Annotated in this window: 14 protein-coding genes, 1 pseudogene and 1 CRISPR repeat array; of the genes and pseudogenes, 12 read left to right on the forward strand and 3 right to left on the reverse strand. The window is 51.8% G+C overall.

Annotation, left to right across the window (positions count from 1 at the left end; translation table 11 throughout):
• The first annotated feature begins 173 nt into the window (after positions 1-173).
• The 10 genes and pseudogenes from ACQ9LF_RS05700 to ACQ9LF_RS05745 all read left to right on the forward strand — a co-directional run bounded on the left by ACQ9LF_RS05700 (position 174) and on the right by ACQ9LF_RS05745 (position 17,289).
• The gene (locus ACQ9LF_RS05700) at positions 174-2,909 is read left to right on the forward strand and encodes a glycoside hydrolase family 3 C-terminal domain-containing protein (protein ID WP_462488412.1); all 2,736 of its coding nucleotides are present in this window, start codon (positions 174-176) and stop codon (positions 2,907-2,909) included.
• 74 nt (positions 2,910-2,983) lie between these two features.
• Positions 2,984-5,017, forward strand: a complete 2,034-nt coding sequence (locus tag ACQ9LF_RS05705) for a glycoside hydrolase family 97 protein (RefSeq protein WP_462488413.1) — start codon at positions 2,984-2,986, stop codon at positions 5,015-5,017.
• 59 nt (positions 5,018-5,076) lie between these two features.
• The gene (locus tag ACQ9LF_RS05710; RefSeq protein ID WP_462488414.1) at positions 5,077-7,119 is read left to right on the forward strand and encodes an NPCBM/NEW2 domain-containing protein; all 2,043 of its coding nucleotides are present in this window, start codon (positions 5,077-5,079) and stop codon (positions 7,117-7,119) included.
• 130 nt (positions 7,120-7,249) lie between these two features.
• A complete protein-coding gene (locus ACQ9LF_RS05715) occupies positions 7,250-8,605 on the forward strand; it encodes a glycoside hydrolase family 43 protein (protein WP_462488415.1) in 1,356 nt (451 codons plus the stop codon).
• Positions 8,606-8,714: 109 nt separating this feature from the next.
• Entirely contained in the window at positions 8,715-9,692 is a 978-nt protein-coding gene (locus ACQ9LF_RS05720; protein WP_462488416.1) for a glycoside hydrolase family 43 protein, read from the forward strand.
• Positions 9,693-9,788: 96 nt separating this feature from the next.
• Positions 9,789-10,949: pseudogene (locus ACQ9LF_RS05725) on the forward strand (alpha/beta hydrolase-fold protein); the annotation flags it as partial.
• 1,079 nt (positions 10,950-12,028) lie between these two features.
• Positions 12,029-12,190 carry a hypothetical protein gene (locus tag ACQ9LF_RS05730; RefSeq protein ID WP_462488417.1) on the forward strand — a complete coding sequence of 54 codons (162 nt, stop codon included), beginning with the start codon at positions 12,029-12,031 and terminating at the stop codon, positions 12,188-12,190.
• A gap of 134 nt (positions 12,191-12,324) precedes the next feature.
• Positions 12,325-13,890, forward strand: coding sequence for a DUF1553 domain-containing protein (locus tag ACQ9LF_RS05735; protein WP_462488418.1), 1,566 nt, complete (start codon positions 12,325-12,327; stop codon positions 13,888-13,890).
• An 18-nt stretch (positions 13,891-13,908) separates the two neighbouring features.
• On the forward strand, positions 13,909-15,252 hold the full coding sequence (locus tag ACQ9LF_RS05740) for a DUF1501 domain-containing protein (RefSeq protein WP_462488419.1): 1,344 nt from the start codon (positions 13,909-13,911) through the stop codon (positions 15,250-15,252).
• A gap of 6 nt (positions 15,253-15,258) precedes the next feature.
• Positions 15,259-17,289, forward strand: coding sequence for a pre-peptidase C-terminal domain-containing protein (locus tag ACQ9LF_RS05745; protein WP_462488420.1), 2,031 nt, complete (start codon positions 15,259-15,261; stop codon positions 17,287-17,289).
• 253 nt (positions 17,290-17,542) lie between these two features.
• A CRISPR array of direct repeats spans positions 17,543-17,842; the repeat unit is 36 nt; unit sequence GCTGTGATTACCCTGCAAATCGAGGGCTGCTCCAGC.
• A 71-nt stretch (positions 17,843-17,913) separates the two neighbouring features.
• Here ACQ9LF_RS05745 and ACQ9LF_RS05750 read toward each other — a convergent pair.
• On the reverse strand, positions 17,914-20,514 hold the full coding sequence (locus tag ACQ9LF_RS05750; RefSeq protein WP_462488421.1) for a hypothetical protein: 2,601 nt from the start codon (positions 20,512-20,514) through the stop codon (positions 17,914-17,916).
• A gap of 490 nt (positions 20,515-21,004) precedes the next feature.
• Here ACQ9LF_RS05750 and purD point away from each other — a divergent pair, with 490 nt between their 5' ends.
• Positions 21,005-22,279 (forward strand): phosphoribosylamine--glycine ligase, encoded by a 1,275-nt coding sequence (gene purD, locus ACQ9LF_RS05755; RefSeq protein ID WP_462488422.1) that lies wholly within the window; start codon positions 21,005-21,007, stop codon positions 22,277-22,279.
• Between the two features lie 254 nt (positions 22,280-22,533).
• A complete protein-coding gene (locus ACQ9LF_RS05760; RefSeq protein WP_462488423.1) occupies positions 22,534-23,274 on the forward strand; it encodes a DUF3800 domain-containing protein in 741 nt (246 codons plus the stop codon).
• A 353-nt stretch (positions 23,275-23,627) separates the two neighbouring features.
• On the opposite strand, the gene ACQ9LF_RS05765 is transcribed toward ACQ9LF_RS05760, so the two are convergent.
• A complete protein-coding gene (locus ACQ9LF_RS05765) occupies positions 23,628-24,932 on the reverse strand; it encodes an SH3 domain-containing protein (protein ID WP_462488424.1) in 1,305 nt (434 codons plus the stop codon).
• A 104-nt stretch (positions 24,933-25,036) separates the two neighbouring features.
• Positions 25,037-26,230, reverse strand: coding sequence for a rhomboid family intramembrane serine protease (locus ACQ9LF_RS05770; RefSeq protein WP_462488425.1), 1,194 nt, complete (start codon positions 26,228-26,230; stop codon positions 25,037-25,039).
• Between the last annotated feature and the right edge of the window lie 64 nt (positions 26,231-26,294).

The raw sequence follows: 26,294 nt of genomic DNA on the forward strand, positions 1-26,294 counted from the left end.
ACCATGGAAAAAGCATCTGAAACAGATGCGTTGGTTGTTGCATGATCGGCAGGAATAGGCTTGTTCGATTAAATAGGAATACGAACCCAGCAACTATAATTTGAGGATGAACCATGAGAAGAACAAATCTGACAAATGACGTGAAGAAATGCCCAACAGCAGATATAATTTTATTGAAACATCAAAGCCTCCGGCTGCTGCCGGCCTGTCTGATGGTGGCATTTCTCGTGAATCACTGGCTTGGGGGCTCTGCTTGTGCAGCCGAGGAAGTCTGTGGTTCCTGTACCTATAAGGTTGCAGTGACCGGCGAGTTTGCCCACTACAAGGTTGCAGATTCTGTTGCGATTGAAGGAGCCAATGGTGAGGAGGCCGCATTTCGTGAAGAAATCTATGGCAAAGAGTTCAGTATCAGCGTTTCCAATCTGCCGGCAGGCCAATACAAAATTATTATCGGTCAGGCGGAAACCTTTTTCAATGAGGCGGGGCAACGCATATACACCGTGGTTTCCGGCGATGTGGTATTGGCCCAGGATTTCGATATTGTCAAAACCGCCGGCAAGGCCAACAAAGTGTGTTATATTACCGGCGTCGTGGATCATGAAGATGATGCGCTCCGAGGGCCTTTGAAAGTGACGTTTAAGGCTCATCAGGACAATGCCAAATTCAATACCTTCGAGGTCAAAGATGCTTCGGGGACGAGCATGCTGTCCTTCCGTGCATCCCAGATTGCCGAACCCTTTGCCGGCAATGCCACAGCGGTACCGGATATCAAAGAGGCTCCGATCTGGCGTGATCCGACTCAGCCGCTCCGCAAACGTATCGAAGACCTGATTCGCCGGATGTCGCTGGCGGAGAAAGTGGCACAATTGCAGAACGAGGCCCCGGCCATCGAGCGGCTTGGACTGCCCGCATATAACTATTGGAATGAAGCTCTGCATGGTGTTGCCAACAACGGTATTGCAACGGTTTTCCCCGAGCCGGTGGGAATGGCCTCGACGTGGAATCCGGAGTTGCTTCGTCGAGAAGGAACCGTGATCGGCATCGAAGGTCGTGCGAAATTTAACGATTATGCCTCCAAAAATAATGGAAATTCAAAATGGTGGACCGGCCTGACTTTCTGGACACCGAATATCAATATCTTCCGCGATCCTCGCTGGGGCCGCGGCCAGGAAACCTATGGCGAAGACCCTTTCCTGACCGGCGAGATTGCCGTGGAGTTTATTAAGGGCATTCAGGGGGACCATCCCGACTATATGCTGGCCATGGCCTGTGCCAAGCATTACGCGGTTCACAGCGGTCCGGAGCGGGAGCGTCACAGCTTTAATGCAGAGCCATCAGAACGGGATTTGTATGAAACCTATCTGCCCCAGTTTGAACGGGCGGTAAAAGATGGCGGGGTTGGCGGCGTGATGAGTGCCTATAACGCACTCTACGGTATTCCCTGCAGTGCCAGTCAATTCCTGCTCAACGACCTGCTGCGGAAGCAGTGGGGGTTTGAGGGGTATGTCGTTTCGGATTGCAGCGCCATCAACGATATCTGGAACCGTCGAGCTCATAAATATGTCGAGACCCCGGAACAGGCAGCGGCACTGGCGGTCAAGGCCGGCTGCAATCTCTGCTGCGGCGGCGATTACAGCGCCCTGGTACAGGCTGTCCAAAAGGGCCTGATTGGGGACAAGGAAATCAATGAGGCATTGTATTACACCTTGTGGACCCGGTTCCGTCTGGGTCTGTTCGACCCGGCCGACAAAGTGCCGTATTCAAAGTACACCATCGCAGACAATGACAAGCCCGAACATGGCCAGGTTGCTCTGGAGGTGGCCCGTCAGTCGCTGGTGCTGCTCAAGAACGATGGTATCCTTCCGCTGGACCGTTCCAAATATAAACGCATCGCGGTCATCGGTCCCAATGGGAATTCGAAATCCATGCTGGAGGGCAATTACCACGGTTCGGCTTCGCATCCGGTTTCCATTCTGGACGGCATAAAGCAGCTGGCCGGGGAAGGGATTGAAATTACATTTGCCCTGGGCAGTCCCGTGACCACTAAACCCGGGACGGCGGCCTGGAGTCGTCAGGATAATGAGACAAAACGTCCTGTGGCAGAGCTTAAAGAGGAAGCCCTCAAGCTGGCTGCTGATGCGGATTTGATTATTTATGTCGGCGGTATTACGCCAGCGCAGGAAGGAGAGGGTTTTGATCGCGATTCGATTGAGCTGCCCGAAGTCCAAACCCAGCTTATCCAGGCATTGTATGCGGTCGGCAAACCGATGGTTATGGTCAATTGCAGCGGGTCCGCTATTGCTCTGACCTGGGAAGACGAACATCTGCCCGCCATTCTGCAGGCATGGTATCCGGGCCAGGAAGGCGGACGCGCAGTCGCCGAAGTCCTTTTCGGCCAGGTCAATCCGTCAGGGCATTTGCCGCTGACCTTCTACCGGGCAACGACCGATTTGCCTGACTTCAGAGATTATTCGATGGCAAACCGAACATATCGTTATTTCAATGGCAAGCCTCTCTATGCCTTTGGTCACGGCTTAAGCTATACGACTTTTGAATACAAAGACGGCAAGCTTGCTTCAAAACAGATCTCTGCTGACGGCATTGCCAAGGTATCCTTTACCCTCGAAAACACAGGTCATCGTGATGGTGATGATGTGGTTCAGGTGTATTATCGCCATGTCCGTTCCCAGGTTCCGCAGCCGAAGCTTGCCCTGTGCGGATTTGCCCGCGTGCATGTCAAGCAGGGCCAGGCAAAGTCTGTGACGGTTGATATTCCAGCCAGCCGTCTGCGATACTGGGACACAACGAAAAAACAGTATGTCGTGGAGCCGGGTGAATATGAAATCCTGATTGGTGCGGCGTCTGATGATATTCGGATCAAGCTGCCGCTGACGATTACAGCTCGGTAACCTAATCCAAAAACTAACTGCAGCCTCCGGCAATCCGATCGGAGGCTGTTCTAATTTCATGGGAAAAAGAGGTCATGATGCAGATTCACAAAAAGACTCAACCCTGTCTGTCCGTAAGCCTGGTCTGGCTTTGTCTGATTTGGTTTTATGGTTCCGAATCCGTACTCGCCGCGGAGCAGCGTCTTGCGTCGCCGGATGGCCGGATTGAGGTTGTTGTCTCCGACACGGCGGGACTGCGGTATCGGGTCAAATACGAGGGGAGTCCCGTGTTGACAGATTCGATTCTGGGACTGGAATTCAGAGACGGGATCCGGCTGGGACCGTCGGCGATCATAACAAAGACCCAAACCAGCGATCACGACGGTCAATGGGAAAATCCATTTGGCCAGCGGCGGCTGGTTCCGGATCGCTGGCGACAGCTTCAGCTGACGCTGGAGGAACAAGGCCAGCCGCATCGGACGTTCGGCCTGATTGTACGGGCTTATGACGATGGCGTTGCGTTTCGATACGACCTTCCCAAAGAGTCGGGTCTTGGTGATTTTGTGCTGACGGAGGAACTGACGGAGTTTCGCTTTGCGGAGGATTATCGCTGCTGGGCCGGCAACGAATCCGCATGCGCAGAGAATCAGTATCCGGAGAAGAAATTAAGTGCCATTCGCTCGGGCAGGGCGGGCCGACCTTTTCAAAGTGTATTGCCGCTGCTGGTTGAAACGCCATCGGCATATATTGCGGTTGCAGAATCCGATCTGCTGGATTGGGCCGGTATGTCCCTGTCGGGCACCGGCACAACCGCTGTCAAAGCCGTCCTTGACAGACGTTCGGATGGAAATGGACTGGTGGTCTCCTCCACGCCGCGTGTCAGCCCCTGGCGTGCGTTGATCATAGGACGCAAGGCCAAAGATGTGGTGGAGTCTGATTTGATTGTCAATCTTGCAACCCCCTGTCGACTGGATGACACCTCGTGGATTCAACCTGGTGCCTGTGCCTGGGATGCGTGGTGGACGGGAATCAATCCCTATGATTCCAACCCCGGCCACAAGGGCGTCTATGCTCGCGGTTCCACCCCCTCCCATAAGGAGTGGATTGATCTGGCGGCTGAAATGGGCTGGCCCTATCAGTTAATGGACTGGTTCTGGTATAAGGGGATGACGAGTTTTGATAAGTCGCTCCATTCCAGCCCCAATCCGGTCCCCGGTGATTTCAGACAGCCGGTTCCGGAAGTCGATGTGGCTGAGCTGATTGGCTATGCGAAATCCAAAAACGTCCGATTGCTGATCTGGGCACACTCCCTGGATATCGAAACCTTCGGGGTTGAGGCCGCTCTGGCGTTTCTGGCAAAACAGGGATTCGCCGGAGTGAAAATTGATTTTCTCAACAGCCAGTCCCAGGAGACGGTCCAATGGTGTGAAAAAGTCTTGTCAACGGCGGCAAAACACAGGTTGCTGGTGAATTTTCACGGGACCTATAAGCCCGCAGGGATGGCTCGTACATATCCGAATTTTATCACCCAGGAAGGGGTGCTCGGTAACGAATACAACAAACTCGGCGGTAATCAATGTACTCCGCTGCATACCATGACACTGCCGTTCACGCGAGGCCTGCTGGGGCCGATGGATTTTACGCCCGGCGGATTCCTCAACCGCTCCCCCGAGGAATTTAAAATTACCTCGCCCACCCAGGTGATGGGCTCTCGTGCCCGACAGCTGGCCATGACAATCGTCTATTTCAGTCCTCTGCAGGTCCTGTGTGATAGTCCCCGCAATTATCGCGGCCAGCCCGGCATTGAGTTTCTACGGAATCTGCCCACCGTCTGGGATGAGACGGTGGTTTTAGAAGGCGAGGTTGGGCGCTCGATCATTGTCGCCCGGCGTTCAGGAGACCGTTGGTATCTGGCGGCGATGAACGGGGATGAGGCGATGCAGTTGCATGCCCGTCTGACTTTTCTGGGCAAGGGCAAATGGACACTGCGCAGCTTCGCAGATCATACAGAGTCTTCTGATTATCAGGCTGTCGTTGAATCCGCTGTGGCAGTGGATGCCAAAACCATCGTTCCGATTTCAATGCTGCCTGCCGGCGGCTTTGCCGGAATCATTACCCAGGAAAAGTAATCAAAGAAAAATGGTTTTTTAGTGCACCGTTTAATGATTTCAATAAGGATGTGAATTGTATGATGCATGGAATAAAGACAGTATGGGTTTGTACACTCTGTGTTTGGCTGGGATCCGCATTGGCTGCGTCAGAAAACACCGTATCCGAGGACACCATCTGGCTGTCCAGTCTCGATGTGTCGCGTATTGAACAGGGCTGGGGACAGGCGCGTTCCAATCGGTCCGTGGATAACAGGCGTCTGATGATCGCCGGTCAGCGATATCAAAACGGCATCGGCACCCATGCCAATTCCAGCATTCCTCTGCTCCTGGACGGCAATGGGGTGGAGCTGTCGGGACGTGCCGGTCTGGACGATGAAACCAACGGCCGGGGTTCGGTGGTGTTTGAGATTACCGCTGACGGAAAGACAATATGGACCAGCGGGCTGATGCGCCCCGGCGATGAGGCTAAGGCCTTTACGCTGGATATCAAAGGAGTCAAATCACTGGTGCTGCTGGCACTGGATGGCGGGGATGGCTTTGACTACGACCATGCCGACTGGGTGGATCTGAAAATCACCATGATCAATAACGGCAAGCCGAAACTGGATGTTCCGCCCATCGAAGATGCGGTGATTTTAACTCCAAAACCCGCTCCAACGCCCCGCATTAATGGAGCCCGGGTCTTCGGTGTTCGCCCCGGGTCTCCTTTTCTGTTTACCATAGCAGCCAGCGGTGAGCGGCCGATGACGTTTTCGGCCGATGGACTCCCCTCCGGGCTGGTGCTTGATTCCCAAACCGGACAGATTACCGGAAAGCTGGAAAAGGCAGGGGAATACAAGTTGATGCTCCATGCCAAAAACGCTCTTGGCCAGGCCAGTCGGGAATTTAAAATCGTATGCGGCTCTCAGATTGGTTTGACTCCGGCGATGGGCTGGAACAGTTGGAACTGCTTTGCCGGTGCGGTGACCGCTGAAAATATCAAGGCGGCTGCGGATGCTATGGTCAAAAGCGGCCTGATTCATCACGGCTGGACGTATATCAACATCGATGATTTCTGGCAGGTGCATCGCGATTCAAAGGACCCGACGCTCCAGGGACCCAAACGCAGTGCCGACGGACGCATTCTGCCCAATCCGCGTTTTGCGGATATGAAGGGGCTTGTGGATTATGTCCACAGCAAAGGGCTTAAAATCGGCATCTATTCGGTGCCCGGCCCCTGGACATGCGGCGGTTGTGTTGGCAGTTTTGGGCATGAATTGCAGGATGCCCAGCAATATGCCGAATGGGGATTTGATTATCTCAAATACGACTGGTGTTCCTATAATCCTGCTTTCGAAGACCGTCGTGACGACAAAAACTGGGATCCCTACTCGGTACCCAATATCCAGTATTCCGGCGGGGATGATCCGATCAAAGGCCGGCTTCCCTTCAAGCGGATGCACGAGGCGCTGGCGATGCAGCCGCGGGACATCATCTACAGTCTTTGCCAATACGGAATGGGCAATGTCTGGGAGTGGGGAACTGAGGTTGGCGGGAATTCCTGGCGCACCACCCAGGATATTAATGACAGCTGGGGCAGTATGTCAGGCATTGGATTTCGACAGGCCGGTCTGGAAAAATATGCCGGTCCGGGACATTTCAATGACCCCGATATGCTGGTTGTTGGCCACGTAGGCTGGGGAAATCCCAAACCCACAAGGCTTACGCCCAATGAGCAATACACCCATATCAGTCTCTGGTGTCTGCTGGCATCGCCTCTGTTGATTGGCTGCGATATGACCAAGCTGGACGATTTTACCCTGAATTTGCTGACCAACGACGAAGTCATTGAAGTCAATCAGGATCCCCTTGGACGTCAGGCCAGCCGGATTACTCAAAACGGGACTCTGGAAGTCTGGGCTAAGCCGATGGAAGACGGGTCTATGGCCGTAGGACTATTTAACCGTGGTCAGCGGGAACAAACCGTGACCGTAACCTGGTCGGATCTTGGCATTACCGGCCAACAGTCGGTTCGCGATCTGTGGCGTCAAAAAGACCTGGGCAAATTCACCGGCCAGTTTGAGGCACAGGTGGGGCGTCATGGTGTCGTCCTGGTGAAAATTGCTCCGGCCAAACCCTGATTGAATCCAGACAGGAATAATATGGCAATCTGCCGGCGTGTTGTATTGAAGTCCAGCAGCTTCAACCCTATGCTGCTGGGGATTGAGTAATAATCAGACCCGTGGGGTATAAACAGGAAAGGAACGTGCGATGAACAAAACAACGATGTTAACAGGGGTTCTGTGTTGCCTGCTTCAGGCCATGAGTGTCGTGGTTACAGCCGATTATCCGATTATGTCACATCGTTATCTGGCTGACCCGGCAGCGCTGGTGTATGATGGGCGTGTCTATGTTTACTGTTCAAATGATGATGAAAGCCCCGTCCAGGGCGGATACAACATCCCGAATGTAGTGTGTATTTCCACAACGGACCTGAAAAACTGGACCGATCATGGCATTGTTTTCGATGCAGCCAGGGATACGACATGGGCCAAAAAATCCTGGGCTCCCACCGCCATCGCACGGGACGGGAAAATCTTCCTGTATTTCGGCAACGGGGGGGCCAATATTGGAGTGGCCGTGGCCGACAGCCCAACCGGGCCGTTCAAGGAAGTTCTGGGCAAACCCCTGATCGAACATAGTACCCCGGGCGTTCAGCCAGCAAACAACATGTGGCTGTTTGATCCGGGAGCTTTTATTGATGATGATGGCCAGGCCTACCTGTACTTTGGCGGCAATGGGGATGATAATGTCCGGGTTGTAAAACTCAAACGCGACATGATCAGCCTGGATGGCGACGTGATGAAGATGAATGCTCGAAACTTTTTTGAAGCGGCATGGGTATTCAAACGCAATGGCATCTATTATTTCACGTACTCCGCTAATCCAAGGGCCGGAATGAGCTTTGATTATATGATGAGTACCGAAAGCCCCGTCAGCGGTTTTACATATGCCGGCAAAACGTCTGACCAGCCGCCGCTCAACGATAATAATCATCACGCCGCCCATTTTGAATTCAAGGGCAAATGGTATGAAGTGTATCATAACCGGATTGTTGCCAATGAGGCCGGCATCCCAACCGGTTTTCGCCGCAATATTGCACTGGACAGCTTTGATTTCGATGATAACGGAAAAATCATCAAAAAGGTGCCCACCTTTGATAGCGTGGTTCAGGTGGGTTTCCTGAACCCCTTTGACAGAGTGGAAGGCGAAACATTCAATGCTCAAAAGGGAATTGAAACGCAGCCGTGTAATGCCGGCGGAATGAACCTCTGTGAGATTCACAACGGCGACTGGGTCAAGCTTCGCGGTGTGAATTTTGGAGACGGGGTCAAGTCGTTCACGGCATCTGTGGTCGGCAAAAAAGGCGGCAAAATTGAAGTCCGTGTCGGCGGCCCCGAGGGGCTGATTCTGGGCACCTGCGACATTGCCGCCGGCGAATCCCAGGAATGGAAAGAGGTCACGTGCAGTATTCGAAAAATAACAGGAGTGATTGATCTGTGTCTGAAGTTTGTCGGAGGCGAAGGTGACCTGTTTAGTGTTGACTGGTGGCGGTTTAAGAACTAAAATGGAACATTGTTTCCTGGGGCGTTGCAGCGGGATACAGTCTGCACCCCAGGCCGGCATAAAATCGCATCTGACAGAAGAGTGAAACTTAGTTTGAAAGGCAGAGACTATGCCCAAAAAACCTCGTCATCTGATAAAAACGATTTACACGGCGGATCCGCGGGCCCATGTCTACAACGGCAAAATTTATATTTTCCCCTCCCATGATATCGATGCCGGAATTCCCGAAGATGACACGGGAAGTCACTTTGATATGCGCGATTATCATGTCTATTCCATGGAGGATCCCGAAGGGGATGTGATTGATCATGGTGTGGCTCTGGATATCAAAGATGTACCCTGGGCCCGCCGGCAGATGTGGTCCAACGATGTCGCCTGCAAGAACGGGACCTATTACATGTATTTCCCCGCAAAAGATCAAAACGATATCTTTCGAATTGGTGTTGCGGTCAGCGACAAACCCGAAGGCCCCTACAGAGCCAGGCCGGAACCGATGAAAGGCAGTTTCAGCATCGACCCATCGACCTTTCAGGATGACGATGGCACGCATTATATCTATTTCGGCGGGATCTGGGGCGGGCAGCTGCAGCGGTACAAAACCGGCAAATATGAGCCTGATGATGCCCTCCGAAAACCGACAGAACCTGCGCTCTGTGCCAAAGTTGCCCGACTATCCGGCGATATGCTCGAATTCGCAGAACCGCCGCGTGATGTGGTGATTCTCGATGCCTACGGAAATCCCTTGAAAACACAAGATGAAAACCGTCGGTTTTTCGAGGCCCCATGGATGCACAAATACAACGGCAAATATTATTTCTCGTATTCCACGGGCAATACCCATCTGCTGTGTTATGCCGTGGGGGATAATCCCTATGGGCCATTTACCTATCAGGGAGTGGTGATGACACCGGTGGTCGGATGGACAACCCACCATTCCATAGTTGAATACAAGGGCAAATGGTATCTGTTCCATCACGACAGTAAAGTGTCCGGCGGCAAAACCTGGCTGCGCAGTATGAAAATCATCGACCTGAACTATCGCAGCGATGGATCGATTGAAACTATTGATGGAAATGCAGATGAATAAAAGCGGTATGGCTCCGCGTCAAGCCATCCTGGTGTTTGTCTGCAGTAATTGCTGATTAAAAGGAGAATTCAAATGCTAACCAGACTATCTTGTGCCATGCTGACGAGCTTTTTCGTCTTTTCGATTCTGGGGGGCGGCAATGTCTTTGCTCAGTCCGAACCCCAGGCAATTTCCGAGGATTTCAAGCCGGCCTCGACCAATCAGCCCGGACGCCTGTATCCTCAGGTCAACTCTGAAGGCCGCGTGCGAGCTCAAATCATGGCTCCCGATGCCAAACAGGTTCTTCTGGATATCGGCGGCAAAAAATATCCTCTCACAAAAAAGGAAGACGGCTCCTGGGTAGGGCAGTCTGACCCTCAGGACGAAGGCTTCCATTACTATCAGCTCGTGATTGACGGCGCCCAGGTCCCGGATCCCGGCAGTATGTACTTCTATGGTGCCAGCCGCTGGGGCAGCGGCATCGAAATCCCGGCCCGGGATCAGGATTTCTATGCACTCAAGGATGTCCCTCACGGACAACTGTGTGAACATCGGTATTTTTCTAAAATTACGAATGCCTGGCGTCGGTGTTTTGTCTATCTGCCCCCGGATTATTATAAAGACAGCTCCAGACGGTATCCTGTTCTGTACCTCCAGCATGGCAGCGGTGAAGACGAGACGGGCTGGGCTGTTCAGGGCAAGGCCAATCTGATTCTCGATAATCTGATTGCTGAAAACAAAGCCGTCCCCATGATTATCATTATGGATAATGGTTATGCTGCCAGACCGGGGGCAAATGACAGCGGGGGACGCAGAGATCCCCGCGGCACCTCGGCTTTCGAAGAGGTGATGATCAAGGAGATTATCCCGATGATTGATGCCCACTATCGTACGCTTGCCGATCGCGAGCACAGGGCGATGGCAGGTCTTTCGATGGGCGCGAATCAGACCATTCGGATTACCATGAACAATCTCGATGTGTTCTCTCATATCGGCGGTTTCAGCGGTACTTCCAATTATCCCGATGCGTCTGTCCTTGATCCGGATACGTTCATGAACGGAGCTTTTAAAGACGGCCAGGCGCTCAACAAGCAAATTAAACTCTTCTGGCTGGGCTTGGGCACCAAAGAACCAGCCCCTTTCCCGGGTTCTGTGGGTGCATTCAAGGCCATGCTGGATAAAGTCGGGATGAAATACGTGTACTATGAGTCCCCTGAGACGGCGCACGAATGGTTGACCTGGCGACGCAGCCTCTATCAGTTTGCTCCGCTTCTGTTCTCGGACCTGAAGGCTCAAACCGCCGGCCCGGCAAAACCGGATGGATTACGTATCTTCACTGCCGGACATAGTTTGCATTGGTATGTTCCGGATATTCTTGCAGAATTGGCTTCGGCTTCCGGTATCCAGGGACATAAAATTGCTGGAGTGCAGAGTCTGGGTGTGTCGCGTACCATTCAGCACTGGAATCATCAGGGTGGCCGCAATCAGGCCAGGCAGGCCTTGGAGGCAGGGAATGTCGATTTGTTGACGCTGTCTCCAATTCAGTTCCCGGACGAGGGAATTGAAAACTTTGTCAAATTGGGTCTGGAGCACAATCCCAAGATGAAGTTTACCGTCCAGGTTTCCTGGGGCGGACCCGATATCGACAATCAGGATTTTGACTTTTCATTGCTCATGACTCAGCCGGACAGGGAAAAGACGCCCGAGCAGCTCAAAACGCTCAATCAGAAAAATGAAAAGGCTGCCCAGGAGCAAGCCGCAAAGATTAATGAACAGGTTGGACGCCAGGTCGTCTTTCTGGTACCCACCTCACAGGCCCTGACAGCTCTGCGTACTCTCATTTACAACAAACAGTTTCCGGGCCTGGACAAGCAGGCTGAATTGTTTGCGGATAATATCGGACACCCGACAGCTCCTCTGCAGGTACTCAATGCCTATGTGCACTATGCTGTGATCTATGGCCGCAGTCCGGTGGGGTTGCCGATTCCCAGCGTCCTGAAAAACGCCGGCAAGCCGCAATGGAATGATGAAGCGTTCAATCGTGCGCTTGCAGAACTGGCCTGGACAACCGTGATCAACTATCCCCCCAGCGGGGTGAAAGCTGCGGCTCAGTAGCCGTATGATATCTCCAGGCAGGCAATGGAATATCCGGCGGAAAATATAGACAAGCTATAACCGGATTTTTCTGCTTTCTGTCAATCTAAATGAGGGTTAATCCTGTTTTTCGTCAGGCACAGGAATCGTTTATCCCCAGCGTTTGGCCCACTGGGAGGTGGACCCGTATTAGGGTGTTGGAATGCTGTCTTCATATTGAATCAGGCCCCCAGCTTTCCCATTTGTGGATAAGCATTAACTGGATGAAACAGGGCGCTGAGTGTGTGGTTATTTCCTGCGCCGCCAGCATCCACCTGCTGGTCAGCCTGGTGGGCAATACGCTTGAGGTTGTCTCCCCCGGCGATGGCTTTGTTCTTTTGCTATTCATTGAGTATATGTTATATCCTGTATTTCACGATTTCTAAATTCGATCCAAATCTTGGTTTTTGTCCATTTTCTTTGTCATATCTGTCCCGGACGAACGTTTATAAAAGAGAATAGCGAAACAACAATAGGAAGAATCAGGTCATAATAATGCTGCTGAGAAGTGGACAAGAATATGCGAGATTGGGTTGTTTTCTGGCTGATTTGTGTGCTGGCGTTTTCGTATGGTGTGTACGGGGCGGGGGCAGTTATTCCCTTTGAGGTCAATGCCGGCTTTACCATCAACAATCCCATCGACCAGGCGGTCCTGGACAGCCTGGTCGAGCACCAGATTACTCCTGCCAACCTCTGTTCCGATGAAGTCTTCGTCCGTCGCATCTATATGGATTTAATCGGCACGCTTCCGACTGCCCAGGAAGTGCGTAAGTTCCTGGGTGACAAGCGGTTGGATAAACGCGACAAACTGGTTGATGCCGTGCTTGCCCGCGACGAATTCGCTGCCTATTGGACCCTGAAATGGTGCGATATCTTGCGGGTTAAGGCCGAATACCCGGTCAATCTCTGGCCCAACGCCGTGCAGGCTTACCACCGCTGGATTTTCGAATCCGTCCGCGATAACAAACCCTATGACGAATTTGCCCGCCAGTTGCTGACAGCCAGCGGCAGCAATTTTCGCGTCCCGCCAGTCAATTTCTATCGGGCCATACAGGGACGAAAGCCCGCTGATATTGCAGAAGCCGTGGCACTGACGTTCATGGGGACACGCCTGAAGACCTGGCCGCAGGCACGTCGTCAGGAACTGGAAGTATTTTTTTCGCGGGTTGCCTACAAAAACACTGACGAATGGAAAGAAGAAATCGTCTATCCCGACCCCGCCCAGACAGAGCCCCTGGAGGCCGTGTTGCCCGATGGGACCAAAGTCAAAATCGGCCCCGATGACGACCCTCGCAAGGTGTTTGCCGATTGGCTGATTCAGCCGGACAATCCCTGGTTTGCCCGGGCGATGGCCAATCGTGCCTGGTCATGGCTGATGGGACGCGGCATTATTCACGAGCCGGATGATATCCGACCGGACAATCCCCCGATTAATCCCGCTTTGCTGAACTATCTGCAAGCCGAGCTGGTGAAATCCCACTGGAACATTCGGCATCTGTTCAAGCTTATTTGCACCTCACGCACCTATCAGCAATCTCCCATCCCGCAAAGCGATAACCCCCAGGTCGAATCCCTCTTTGGCTGTTACTCGCCGCGTCAAATGGACGCAGAGGTTTTGATTGATGCCCTCTGTTATCTGGGCGGTACCCGGGTCAAATACTCCAGCCCCATCCCCGAGCCGTTTACTTTTATTCCCGATGCACACCGCACTATCGAACTGGCCGACGGCAGTATCACCAGTCAGTTTCTCGAAATGTTTGGCCGCCCGGCACGCGATACCGGACTCGAATCCGAACGCAACAGCCATCCTACCGATGTCCAGCGGCTATTTATGCTGAATTCTTCCGACGTGCGAAAGAAGATTACACAAAGCCCGCTGCTGCGAAAAATCTTCGACGCCGGCAAGGGCAAACCCCGTGAGATGATCGCCAACCTGTACCTGACGATTTTATCGCGTTATCCGACGCCCCAGGAATATCAAACGATCGAAAAGCTGTTCGCCGCCAAACAAAATCGTTCCGGCGAAGCCGCCGAAGATTTAACCTGGGCCTTGCTCAACAGCAGAGAATTTTTATTCCGGCATTAAAGGTTGAGGACGTTAACCATGACCCAGAATCGATCACAAATCCTAACCCTGAATCGCCGTGATTTGCTCAAATGGATGCTCGGCACTGCGGTCGCACCGACCCTCATCGAGCCGGCCCGCCTGGCTGCCCGGACGCCGCTGCCTGCACCCGCCAAAGCCATCATCCAAATCTGGATGTGGGGCGGCCCAAGCCATCTGGATACGTTTGACCCCAAACCCGATGCCGGCGAAGCCTACACCGGCCCGTTCACCAAACCGATTGCAACCAACGTCGACGGCATCCGCATCGGCGAAATGCTGCCTCTGCTGGCTAAACAGGCCGACAAATATTCCCTCATTCGCAGCATGACCCATCGCAGCAATGCCCATGAAACTGCGACCTATATGATGCAGACCGGTCGCAACCCCGCCGAGCGGCTGGTCTATCCGTCGATAGGGGCGGTGGTCTCGCTGTTCAAGGGTTATGACCACGGCTACAAAAGCCTCATTCCGCCGTATGTTGTATTGACCACAGCCCTGGGCCGTTTTTCGGAAGTGGGATTTCTCGGCCCCAAATACAAGCCCTTTGTCACCGGCGGCGACCCCAATAAGACGCCGTTTGTTGTCGAAGGTATTGTCGCTGAAGGCATCACCGAACAGCGTCAGAAAGACCGCCGCCAACTGCTGGGCAGTCTTGATTTACTGGGCAAAGCCATCCCCGGCAATGACGAATTCAAACGCTTCGATCAGTGCCAGAACAACGCCTACGAACTGATTCTTGGTGACGCCCGCAAGCTGTTCGATTTATCGCAGGAAAACGCCGAACTCCGCGACCAGTATGGACGGACCACCTTTGGCCAGTCCTGCCTCATGGCCCGCCGGCTGGTCGAACACGGCGTACCCTACGTTGCGATCAATTACGGCGGCTGGGATACCCACAAGCAGCATTTCGAGACAATGCGCCGTAAACTGCCCGAATTCGACAAAGGTCTGGCAACCCTCCTGCAGGATTTATCCAGCCGCGGACTGCTGGACAGCACCATCGTCTCCAGCTACGGCGATTTTGGCCGCACCCCCAAAGTCCAGTGGGAAGAACCCTGGAACGGCGGACGCGGACACTACGGCAATTGCTTTTCGGCCCTTGTCGCCGGCGGCGGTTTCAAGGGCGGCTGCGTGGTCGGCGCCTCCGATGCCCACGGCGAAGAAGTGGCCCAGCGACCCGTCTATCCGCAGGATTTGATCGGCACGTTTTACCAGTTGATGGGCATTGACCCCGACGGCCCGATGCCCAACCCCATGGGCATGGATATCAAAGTGATGCCCTCGGTCAACAAAGACGGCGTCCCAACCGGAGGCCGACTCAATGAAATTATCAAAGCCTGATTCCTTATGAGAACATTAACGCAAATAACAGTAACGGTTCTGATTCTCGGTGTCAGCAGTGTCTGGGCGGAAACGGCCCCCAAACTGCCGAATATCGGCTATCTCTATCCTGCCGGCGCACAGCAGGGCACAACCGTCCAGATCACCGTCGGCGGACGAAACCTCCGCGGTGTCAAAGAAATCTATGTCTCCGGCGATGGCGTCAAGGCCTCCCTCGTCACCTATCAGGGACGGCTCAAATCCCTTAACCAGCAGCAGCGGGATGAATTAAACAGCCGCCTGCGCCAGCTCCGTCAGAAATTTGCCCCACCCGGCCAGCAGCGTCGCGTTGCCCCGCCGGCCCCGAACAGTGCTGCTCCCAAAACCGATCCCAATGCAGTCGCCACGCCGACAGAACCGGTCAAGCTGCCCGACCATCCGCTGCTCCGCAATCTTGATAACCTCAGCCTCGAAGGCCTCCAGAAAGTGGTCGAGGAATTCATCCGCCCCAATCTCAACCAGATCAATCCGCAAATCGCCGAGACCGTCGTGATTGAAATCACCGTCGCACCCGATGCCGCTCCGGGCGACCGCCAAATCCGCCTCGCGACAGCCAGCGGCTTGACCAACCCGATGCTCTTCGAGATTGGCACGCTGCCCGAAATCCGCGAGCCGGACTATGCCGACCCCGGCAAGCCCGTCATCACCCGCCTGACCGTTCCCTCGGTCATCAACGGCCAGATTCTGCCCGGCGAAGTGGATCGCTTCCGTTTTGCGGGCAAACAGGGCCAGCATCTGGTCATTCAAACCCATGCCCGTCGCCTGATTCCCTACCTGGGCGATGCTGTGCCGGGCTGGTTTCAGGCGACCCTGAGCCTGGCCGATGCCGAGGGCCGTGAAGTCGCTTTTGCCGACGATTTCCGTTTCGACCCCGACCCCGTGCTGTATTACCAAATCCCTCGCGACGGCGATTATACCCTGACCATCAACGACGCCATCTATCGCGGACGCGAAGATTTCGTTTATCGCATCACCGTGGCACAGCAGCCGTTTGTGACCTCTATTTTCCCGCTGGGTGGCCCTGCGGATAAACCCCTGACCGCGACTGCATACGGCTGGAACCTGTCCGAAAAGCAAATCACCCTCGATACCCGCCCCGACGGCCCCGCGATTCGCACCCTCCAGTTTCAACAGGACGGCCTGTGCGCTAATCCCATACTCTATGCCGTCGATACACTGCCCGAAATCGATGAAAACGAAGACAACAATACCATCGCCTCCGCTCAGAAAATCGACCTGCCTTGCATCATCAACGGCCGCATCGCCCAGCCCGGCGACACAGATGTCTTTGGATTCGAAGGCAAAGCCGGCCAGCAAATCGTCATCGAAGTCCTGAGCCGCCGCCTGCACTCCCCGCTGGATTCACTGATTCGCCTCAAAGATGCCCGCGGCAAAACCCTGGCCTGGAATGACGATTGCGAAGACAAGGAATCCGGCCTGATGACCCACGATGCCGATTCGTATCTGACATTTACGCTGCCCGAAGACGGCGTCTATGATGTCTGCCTGACCGATTCCCAGTCCCACGGTGGTATTGACTACGGCTATCGCCTGCGTATCAGCCCGCCGCGGCCCGATTTTGCCGTCTATGTCGATCCGGCCAGCCTGACCATTCCCGCTGGCCGCAGCGTCCCCGTCAACGTCCACGTCTTCCGACGCGATGGATTCGATGGCGAAGTGGAACTGACCCTCAAAAACGCCCCCAAAGGCTTTGTCTTGAGCGGCGGACCGATTCCCCCTGGACAAAACGATCTCAGTATGACCCTGACCGCCCCGGCCAATGCTCCCGCCCGCGCGATGGCTCTGCAATTCCAGGCCCGTGCCCAGCTCGACGGCAAGTCCGTCACCCGTCCGGTCACCGCCTGCCAGGACATGATGCAGGCCTTCATCTATCGCCATTATGTCCCCTCGCAGGATTGTGTGGTTACCGTTACCGGAACCCGCCGCACCACCCGGCCCGCCCCCCAGGCCGCAAAACCATCTTCCCCCACTTTGTAGAGACAATTGCCCCTAGCTTGCCCTTATTCTTCACAACCCCAAGCCATTAGGATCAACCTGTCCACGCCGGTTGAATTCATAACAAACAGCAGCCCCGCGTCGCCAGCAACAGCTTTTTCCCATTGTATCTCAAGCCTCCCTGCTTGAGAATTGTTATCGTAGCTCAAGCCTCTGTGCTTGAGGGTAAAATTCCATGCCGAAGGCATTCCTCAAATTTCCCCCTGTGTCCTGCAAGTCACCCTGTTTTGAGTCTGCTGTGATTACCCTGCAAATCGAGGGCTGCTCCAGCAGCCGTTGTTCTGGCTGGTATTCAGAGCAAGCTGTGATTACCCTGCAAATCGAGGGCTGCTCCAGCAAAAGCGGGAAACTAAAATGAAAACACAAAGCTGTGATTACCCTGCAAATCGAGGGCTGCTCCAGCTGCGACCGCAACGCTTTGCCTTCCATACCGGCTGTGATTACCCTGCAAATCGAGGGCTGCTCCAGCCGCCAACTCAATCTGGGTCTATCTACATTGGCTGTGATTACCCTGCAAATCGAGGGCTGCTCCAGCTGCTCGATTGCAAGGTATTATCTCAAATCCATTTATAGCAATATTTAACAGTAAATTTCTGTATAGAGCAATCATTTTTTCTTTTTATCACGCCATTTTTTTGTGCCGTCTTTTCGTTCGACGACTGGAAAGTATTTCTCAAAAATCGCCCACTGTTCTTCTGTTGACTTAAAGTCCTCATGAAAGAAATCGTTTCTGACGTCTTTGATAGCCTTTTTATCGGGCATCTGTATTTTCTTTTGTTTTTCCGCTTCGTCAAGAATCTCCTGAAATGAAAAGTATCTAGATGACTTCCTTTTCTCCGCTTGTATTTTTAGCCCTTCTTCAAACTGAAATATCGCATGTACGGCCTTTGCCTGCCGCTTTCTGTATTTTGCAATGCCCTCTTTATTGAATTCATCCCAAGTAATCTTCTTTTCGGAATCCGGATCGAGTTTTTTGTTTCCAAGTATAAAGCACTGACAAATATTATCTATCATCGCGGGTTTCTCAATGATATCCAGTCGCAAAAAATCCGCCGGCGTAAATTGTATGACAATCCCGCAGTCCGTCTTGTACAGCAGCGAATATCGCTCATAACCCATATTTCCCTGCCCAATAAAATTCCATTCCAATTTATTCCTGAATTCAGTCGCGGAGAGTAATCTCTCATAATGCCATATTGCCATCTTCATACAGAGAACATCTTGTATGTAGGTGTTGCACATCTGTCGGATAATCCTGCTGTTTTTATTGTCATAGTTCCTCGGATCCTTGTCGATAAGATACCACCGGTCATCGTGTATGGGCCTGATGTCCTTGAGTGTTTCTTTTACAATACAAAACAGACTTTTTCGCTCTTTCGTCTGTGTATCGTGCCCCTTTTCTTCGTCACAGTCCTGTTTGTGACCACAATCGCTATAAAACATTTTCCGCAAAAAATGTTTCCCGATAGAAAACTGCGACTCCAGAAATCGCTCGGCTTTTTTCTTCGGTGCGTTTGTCTCTTCGTACTTCGATTCTTTTTCCTTAGCTTCAAGTCCGATATACCAATTCAGCTTGGAGCCGCCATGGGCCTCCAGTATAGCCAGCTGCTCCAGTGTCAGTTCACAGACCTTTTGACAAAGCCCGCTAATATCGTTGATTCCTTGGATATTATTATACAATGAAACCGTAATCCGGCCGTCATTGACATAATTTTGAAGTTCCTTATAAAATCCATCAAAGTCAAGCCTCTGAAGCGCATCGCGTAAAATATGATATTGTTTCACATTGGGCCGCCTTTGAATGTCACTGATATTGTCGGAAATATACTTCAGTATGATCGAAATCTTTTTCCCCTTATATATCAGCCATTTATTATTCTGCGGCTCTTCCTGACCGATTTTCTCTATCGTCTCCTGAAGTTGTTTGCGAATATAGCTTAGCCGGCTCTGCACCGCTGCCGGCGTAACCGTCCTGTCGGCATGCTTGACAAACGACGGCATCCATCGTTCAACCTCCGGCTTGTATTTCCATAAGCTCTTGATTTTTTTGCTCATAATGGAAATATAATGTTTCAATTTCTTGATGGCGTCTTCGCCCTTCTTCTCAAAAATCAGTAGCACCAGATATTTTAATTCATTTTCAGAAATGCGTGCAGCAACAGCTTTTGTTTTTTTCAGCTTAATCTGAATAATTGCGTGTTCATTCCGAATATAATACATCCATTTTTCATTGAAATCCGGATTGAGTGTTTGGTTTCTGTATTTTAATTGTACCACTCTTGCCTGTTTGCCATCCTGATTCTTATTTTCCGCCTTTTCCACAGTGTTTTGATAGCGAGCAAATGTCACATCTAATGATTGTTCAGTTGCCCATCTCTCTATAAATTGGATAGCAAATAAAATAAATTTTTCATCTTTGCGGAGAGTACGCCTCTTCTTTTTGTCTTTATCGCAGGATAAAGAGTCCGAATTATCCCCGCATTCATTGATGGCGGGCCGATTCAAAAACTCTTCTTGTTCTTCTGGCGTAAGCAACTGTTGTTCATTCAGCCAATCCACTGCCAATTGCGGCACTCTCGACAAATAGCTTAATATCTCACGGAAACATCGTGTCTTGTCTTCCGCCGCCACAGAATAGCTGTCCCGGAGTGCATAATAAGCAAGCAGCCGGCGAGTAAAACCATAATCTCGTTTCTGTCCATCACTCAATTCCTCTTTGCCAGTATGTTTAAATCCTTTCACTGCTCCCAGCATCCGATAGACATTGCTCCGATGGCAGAAAAATGATGCCAGAAAAATAACCCCCGCCGCCGTAATCCTGTCTTGACCATTATGCGATTCAAATAATGGTGGCACAACACCTTTATAATCGCTTTCTTTTGTTGCTCCGATGGTCTTCTCTTCCGCGTTTTTATACGTTTCCTCCAGAAAGACTTTCACAGGATTTGCATTGTCGAAATACAAAACATCTTCTTTGTGATAATAATGTGAAAAATAATTACGAATATTATTAAGACAATTTTGTATTTCCTGAGTAATGTTTTTATGAATCAGATCATCAGAGATGCCTCCCTTGCTGCGCTGCACCTCTTCCAGAAGAGTCTTACATCTTTCGCGGTTATCATTCGCAATGTTTAAAGCAACCGTAAAACAAGACTTGTTGACACCCCGATAATAGTTGTTTCCAAGTGAATAATCAATACCCATAATGGCTCCTTTGTATATTATAAAAGCTGATAGGATAGCTTACATTCCCTCATAAACTGTTTTGTGATCGAACAATGTAATAAGCCCTGTCCGTAACAACTCTATCGGGCAGTTACGGTGATACACAACTCGATCCCAATGCCGCCCTCCGGCACAACTTGTCAGTACAACCGATTTAAAATGCTCCCGAATTATATTAAAACTCCCTCTGCTATACAAACAATATTTAAAATAAAACCGCTAATTTCCACCTTGAATTCTAAATTCTCTATTCTCACGTCTTAATTCGCGATTCGCGTCCCCTGGGGCCGCCCAACATGCATTCTTGTATTCCTGTACACTTTCCTTGTATCTATGTATTCTTGTTTTGCCTTGTTTTTTGCCCGCGTTCGGGGTACTATTCCCCCTCGGCAGAGAACCCAAAAAAACAGGGCCGAACCGGAATACAACTGCGGCAGCGGCCTGGAATTTCAATAAAAGAGGATAAGATATGAATGTTTTGCTTGTAGGCTCAGGCGGCAGAGAACATGCCATTGCGTGGAAGCTGTCCCAATCAAAAAAGCTCCGGAAACTCTACATCGCCCCCGGCAACCCCGGCACCGCCCAATACGGCGAGAATGTCGCCATATCCGACACCGACATCCCGGCCCTGGTTGCTTTTGCCAAAAGCAAAAAGATCGACCTGGCCGTCATCGGTCCGGAAGACCCGCTGTCCGCCGGCATTGTTGACGAGATGGAAAAAGCCGGCATTATGGCCTTTGGTCCCTCCGCCGCCGCTGCCCAGATTGAAGCTGACAAAGCCTTCTCCAAGCAGATTATGCGGTCCAACAGCATCCCGACCGCCGAAGGCCGGACCTTCGACAAGTTCGAGGATGCCAAGGCCTTTATCGCCACCCGTGACGAGCCTGTCGTCGTCAAGGCTGCTGGTCTGGCCAAAGGCAAAGGTGTCTTTGTCTGCGATGACCCCGCTCAAGCCATTCTGGCCGCCGAAAAAATCATGGTCGATAAGATCTTCGGCGATGCCGGCAAGACCGTCGTCGTTGAAGACAAGCTGCTGGGCCAGGAAGCCTCCATCCTTGCCTTTGTGGATGGCAAGAGCATCTACGTCATGGAATCTGCCCAGGATCACAAGCCGATTGGCGATGGCGACACCGGCGACAACACCGGCGGCATGGGGGCTTACAGCCCAGCCCCCATCGTATCCGATGCGATGATGAATCAGATTATCCGCGAAGTGCTCGTCCCTACGGTTGACGGCATGAATCGCAATGACACGCCGTATAAAGGCGTACTCTATGCGGGCATGATGCTCACACAGGGCGGCCCGCGCGTACTCGAGTTCAATGCCCGCTTCGGCGACCCCGAGACCCAGCCCATCCTGATGCGGATGAAAAGCGACCTGCTCGAGGTTCTTGTTGCCGTCTGTCAGGGCAAGCTTGATGAGGTCACCATCCGCTGGGACCCGCGTCCTGCCGTTTGTGTGGTCATGGCCTCCGGCGGCTACCCCGGCAATTACCAAAAAGGCAAGGTTATCACCGGCCTCGATGCCGCCGCCAGGCTTAAGGATGTCATGGTCTTCCATGCCGGCACCGCCGAAAAGGACGGCCAGATTGTCACCGCCGGCGGCCGGGTACTGGGTGTCACGGCACTGGGCGACACCATCGCCCAGGCCAAGGCCAAAGCCTACGAAGCCGTCGCCCTGATTTCATTCGAAGGGGCCTACTGCCGCAAAGACATCGCCGACAAAGCCATCAGGCAAGGATAAACGTTGCTTTTGAACGCAATTTAGGTGAAATTTGAAACCGTGAAAATGTGGAGATAGATAAAGAAAGAGTGAAGTAATACTTTGGGTGTTCCTCTTCAAAGCGTCAGTTTTCCAAAGGAAGAAATTGCTAAGGGCCAGAGTACGGAAAATCGATACTTTGAACACAAATACGTGAAGGGTAAGCGGTCAAAATTGCCGTCAAGGTTGCCAGCGTGTCTTGCAAAGATATGATGATTAAGACAGGAGTATAGATTGTGCATCTGCTTTTTATAGACGAGTCAGGTTCGCTGGCTCCTAAAGGAAAACATGGACCGGAAGACAAATTTGTTTTAGGAGGTCTTATTGTATCTGAAGATACATGGTTTAAGGTGGACGCCGATCTAAGAAATATCAAGAAAAAATATGGCATATTCGGGGAGATTAAATGGCGTTATTTTTATTCAATACCAGGAAAAGATACCCCGCTCTCGAAGCTGGATGAACAACAAAAAGAACAATTTCGAACAGATATTTTTCGTATTATCAGCAGTTATAAGTCGATTAGGATCATATCGGTTGTTGCGGATATTAGATTATGTTACCAAAGGAAACATATCAATACAGAAGATGATCTTTACTGGTTTGCATATAAGCGCCTTATTGAGCGATTTCAATATTATCTTCAAGACCTGTCGAGAGAAGCAGGCAGTAAAATGAATGGTATTGTTATCTGCGACCATCGAGAACGACGGCAAGATAAACGTCTTCAGGACTTACATTACAGGATGATGCACGGCCAGGAAGCATATACATCTCATTTTGACAACATTCTTGAAGGTGTATTTATCGTTCCCTCACATTTCAGTACCGGTATCCAGCTTGCGGATATGACGGCAGGCGGGATTTATCGCTGGTATTCCAAGAAGGATGACCGCTTTTATAAACAAATATTCGACAGAATAAGGACCGGACCGGGCAATAAGATAGAGGGTTATGGAATTGTGCAGCTGCATTAAAAGAAAAGACGCCGTGTCGGGATTTCTCCCAACCCTGCAATTCGACGCAGTCACGGCGCACATTACATATATCAAATATGCTTGACGCTGTCAAGCATATTAGGGGAACTTATTGTTATGGTAATTTAAGGGGTAGTATAACTATATATATAGAAACAGGTTATGTTGTTTGAATACGTAAAAAGACAAGTCGGCTTTGAACAACCCCAGGGACTTTGGAGTTGAAAAAACAGCGGAGTAAGGCATAATTCTGAAACTACAGATTTACATTCATGGCTAAGATTATGATGTGCATAAAAAAGCCCTTCCACTGTGGAAGGGCTTTTGTATTTCAGGTCGTGTGAAAAGGCTTGTTACTGCTGGACCTCTTCGATGTTGGTGGCGGTAATCAGGCTGACCAGTTCCTTGGGGCTGTTGACGAAACGGCCCACGATGCCAACTTTCTTGTTAAACAGGTTTTCGGCCTTGGCTTCGACACCGGCTCCACTGGGCACCACATAAGCAATCACGCGTCCCTGCTCATTGGTCAGCAGGTACCGTTTCTGGGCGGTTTTGCCGCTATAGACATAGGATTGTTTCAGGATGCCGGTCATTATATATTGTTCATACTGCTTGGCAATCTTTTCAAGCTGGGCCTTGCGGGCCTCATCAATCTGCTTGCGAATCTCGGCCATCTTCTGATCCTGCTGCTTTAACTGGTCGCCGGCCGAGATGGCCAGTTCATACCGTGCGATGCGATCCGACAGGTACTTGGCATACTGAGCAGCAATCCCCGCCTCATTGGGGTCTGCCAGCATGGGTTCCAGGGCTTTCTTGTACTCATCATACTTCTGGTCGGGAAGGGGTTTCTTGATTTCTTCATCCAGCTTGGCCGACAAATCATAGCATTCTTTCAGATAAGTCTGCTCTTTTGCAGGACGAGCAGGCACGACCGGCTTGGGATCTTCTTTCTTCGCTTCGACAACCGCTTCGGTCTTGACTTCGGTGGCCACGTCGGTCAGCTTGACTTCACCTTCCTTGCCCTCGGGCTTGGCAGCCTCGCCAGGCTCTTCCTTTTTGGGTTCTTCTTTCTTCACTTCCGGCAGGATGGGCTTGAGGCTTTCACCGCTGACATACAGAAACGCCCCGGCAGGAGGCGTAATCTTATAATAGTCGCCTTCCCCCGCAGGATTGCCCACGATTTCCACGGAGGCCCCCTTGTTCAGTTTGGTCTGCAGGCTCGACGACCGCATCGGTTCGACAAAGTCTGAGCCGGCCCAGACGCGGACCACATCCTCGGTTACCGTCCCTTTGGTGGGCTGGGCCGGATCCACACTCACATACTTCTTGGAAATCCACGAAAAGCTGCCCGGAGGAGGCACAATTTTGAACCAGTTATTGGCTTCCGCGGCGACGACGGTTACACGCTGCGGGGCATTGAGCTTGCCGCAGTGATAATAGGCCGTGCCCGGACCACTGCGAACATAGACTTCAGTGCCAATCACTTCGGCCATGTAAGGAAATTGAGGACCGGCAGGCTGGACAACCGCGGGAGTGGGAGTCGCTGCAGCAGACGCAGCAGGGGCTGGTTGTGCAGGGGCAGGGGATTCCTCTGCCAAGACTACCGCACAACAGGTCAAAATGATGGCTGCGAAAAGTCCATTTCTCATCATACGCATAGTGCATTCTCCATATTATCTATCTTATCATTAATTCAGGATAATCTGTTTCCAGTATCCATTCAATTCAAATTAGCACCATCCTGCAAGGATGTCAACGTTTTTCATCCCTCCTCCTGCCGGAGCAACTCGTTTAACAGGTCCTTGCACATCCGGAGTTGATCAGGTTGTGACAGTTTTTCTTGAGCCGCCTGCAGCAGCTCCCTTGCCCTGCCCACCTTATGAATATATCGGGTATAGAGCAATCCGAGCATGAGTTGAACCTGCTCAATGTGCTCGTAACCTGGGTAATTTGTGATAAAATTCTCATACGCCTGTGAGGCCGGACCCCACCGCCCCGCGGACATCAATTGATTGGCCACATCCAGCTGCTGTTGACGACCGAGGGTCTGTTTGGGGTCAACCTCGAGCAACTCTTCGTACAATTCCGCCGCTTGGCCAATGTTTTTATACGCAAGAGAGGAAGAAATCTGTTCGCGATAGTAGTCGATTTCGGGGTTGTCTTCCATCTGTTCTGTGGTTTTAACATACGCATTGACAGGCCTGCGAAGTCGTGGGCTGAACGGATCATAGCCATCCGAGACCGCATCTTTGAAGACCCGCCTGCGGTTCCACTGGCGAATCATCGACCACAGATCCAGACCGCCGGAGTCGATCAGGCGGACACTCAGCAGGGCCAGAATTGCCAGGATCCCAAAGAAGTAGCCCGCCAGATGGGCATCATAGGCGATGGCTTGGGTAGAGAATTTGGGCTCGAACATATTATCCCAGACAATCAGTTTGAACGCGATAAAATACAGCGCCCGAATCTCAAAGGTATCCCAGAAATAAAAGAACATAAAAAAGACAGTAATCAGCGTATTTGGGAATAACACCAGATAGGCCCCCGTGACTGCGGCCACAGCGCCGCTGGCTCCCAGCACAGGGCTGGTATGAAGCAGGGAATGGCCAATGCCCGAGAAGACCGCCCCGGCGAAATAGAAGCACAAATACCCCACATTGCCAAGCCGGTCGTTGACGTTGTTGCCGAACATAAACAGGAAGTACATATTGCCGATAATGTGCATCCATCCCCCATGCAGGAACGCGTAGGTAACAAACTGCCAGATGTAGGGGCGATCAGGGGTGAGCATAAACTGCTGGGCGGCAGGACGCAAGGGCTCTAGGATACGCTGACCATACATAAACACTTCATGCGGCCAGTAGGTCAGCAGGAAGATGAAGATATTGGCGGCAATCAGCAGATAGTTGGCATACGGGGTATGCCGCGGGCTGATACTGGTTCGTATTGGAATCATAAAAAACTAAGTTTTCCGGGTTAAAGGTTACGCTGTCACGAGTTCAAGATACAATTTAAGACCA

Source organism: Anaeroglomus insulsum, assembly GCF_050689095.1.
GTDB classification, from domain to species: domain Bacteria; phylum Planctomycetota; class Phycisphaerae; order Sedimentisphaerales; family Anaerohalosphaeraceae; genus Anaeroglomus; species Anaeroglomus insulsum.

Bases quoted from the DNA above. Each gene is read 5' to 3' on its own strand.
- ACQ9LF_RS05710 (WP_462488414.1), top strand. From the start codon at position 5,077: ATGATGCATGGAATAAAGACAGTATGGGTTTGTACACTCTGTGTTTGG.
- ACQ9LF_RS05745 (WP_462488420.1), top strand. From the start codon at position 15,259: ATGAGAACATTAACGCAAATAACAGTAACGGTTCTGATTCTCGGTGTC.
- ACQ9LF_RS05740 (WP_462488419.1), top strand. From the start codon at position 13,909: ATGACCCAGAATCGATCACAAATCCTAACCCTGAATCGCCGTGATTTG.
- ACQ9LF_RS05730 (WP_462488417.1), top strand. From the start codon at position 12,029: ATGAAACAGGGCGCTGAGTGTGTGGTTATTTCCTGCGCCGCCAGCATC.
- ACQ9LF_RS05750 (WP_462488421.1), bottom strand. From the start codon at position 20,514: ATGGGTATTGATTATTCACTTGGAAACAACTATTATCGGGGTGTCAAC.
- ACQ9LF_RS05715 (WP_462488415.1), top strand. From the start codon at position 7,250: ATGAACAAAACAACGATGTTAACAGGGGTTCTGTGTTGCCTGCTTCAG.
- ACQ9LF_RS05765 (WP_462488424.1), bottom strand. From the start codon at position 24,932: ATGCGTATGATGAGAAATGGACTTTTCGCAGCCATCATTTTGACCTGT.
- purD (WP_462488422.1), top strand. From the start codon at position 21,005: ATGAATGTTTTGCTTGTAGGCTCAGGCGGCAGAGAACATGCCATTGCG.
- ACQ9LF_RS05770 (WP_462488425.1), bottom strand. From the start codon at position 26,230: ATGATTCCAATACGAACCAGTATCAGCCCGCGGCATACCCCGTATGCC.
- ACQ9LF_RS05705 (WP_462488413.1), top strand. From the start codon at position 2,984: ATGATGCAGATTCACAAAAAGACTCAACCCTGTCTGTCCGTAAGCCTG.
- ACQ9LF_RS05735 (WP_462488418.1), top strand. From the start codon at position 12,325: ATGCGAGATTGGGTTGTTTTCTGGCTGATTTGTGTGCTGGCGTTTTCG.
- ACQ9LF_RS05720 (WP_462488416.1), top strand. From the start codon at position 8,715: ATGCCCAAAAAACCTCGTCATCTGATAAAAACGATTTACACGGCGGAT.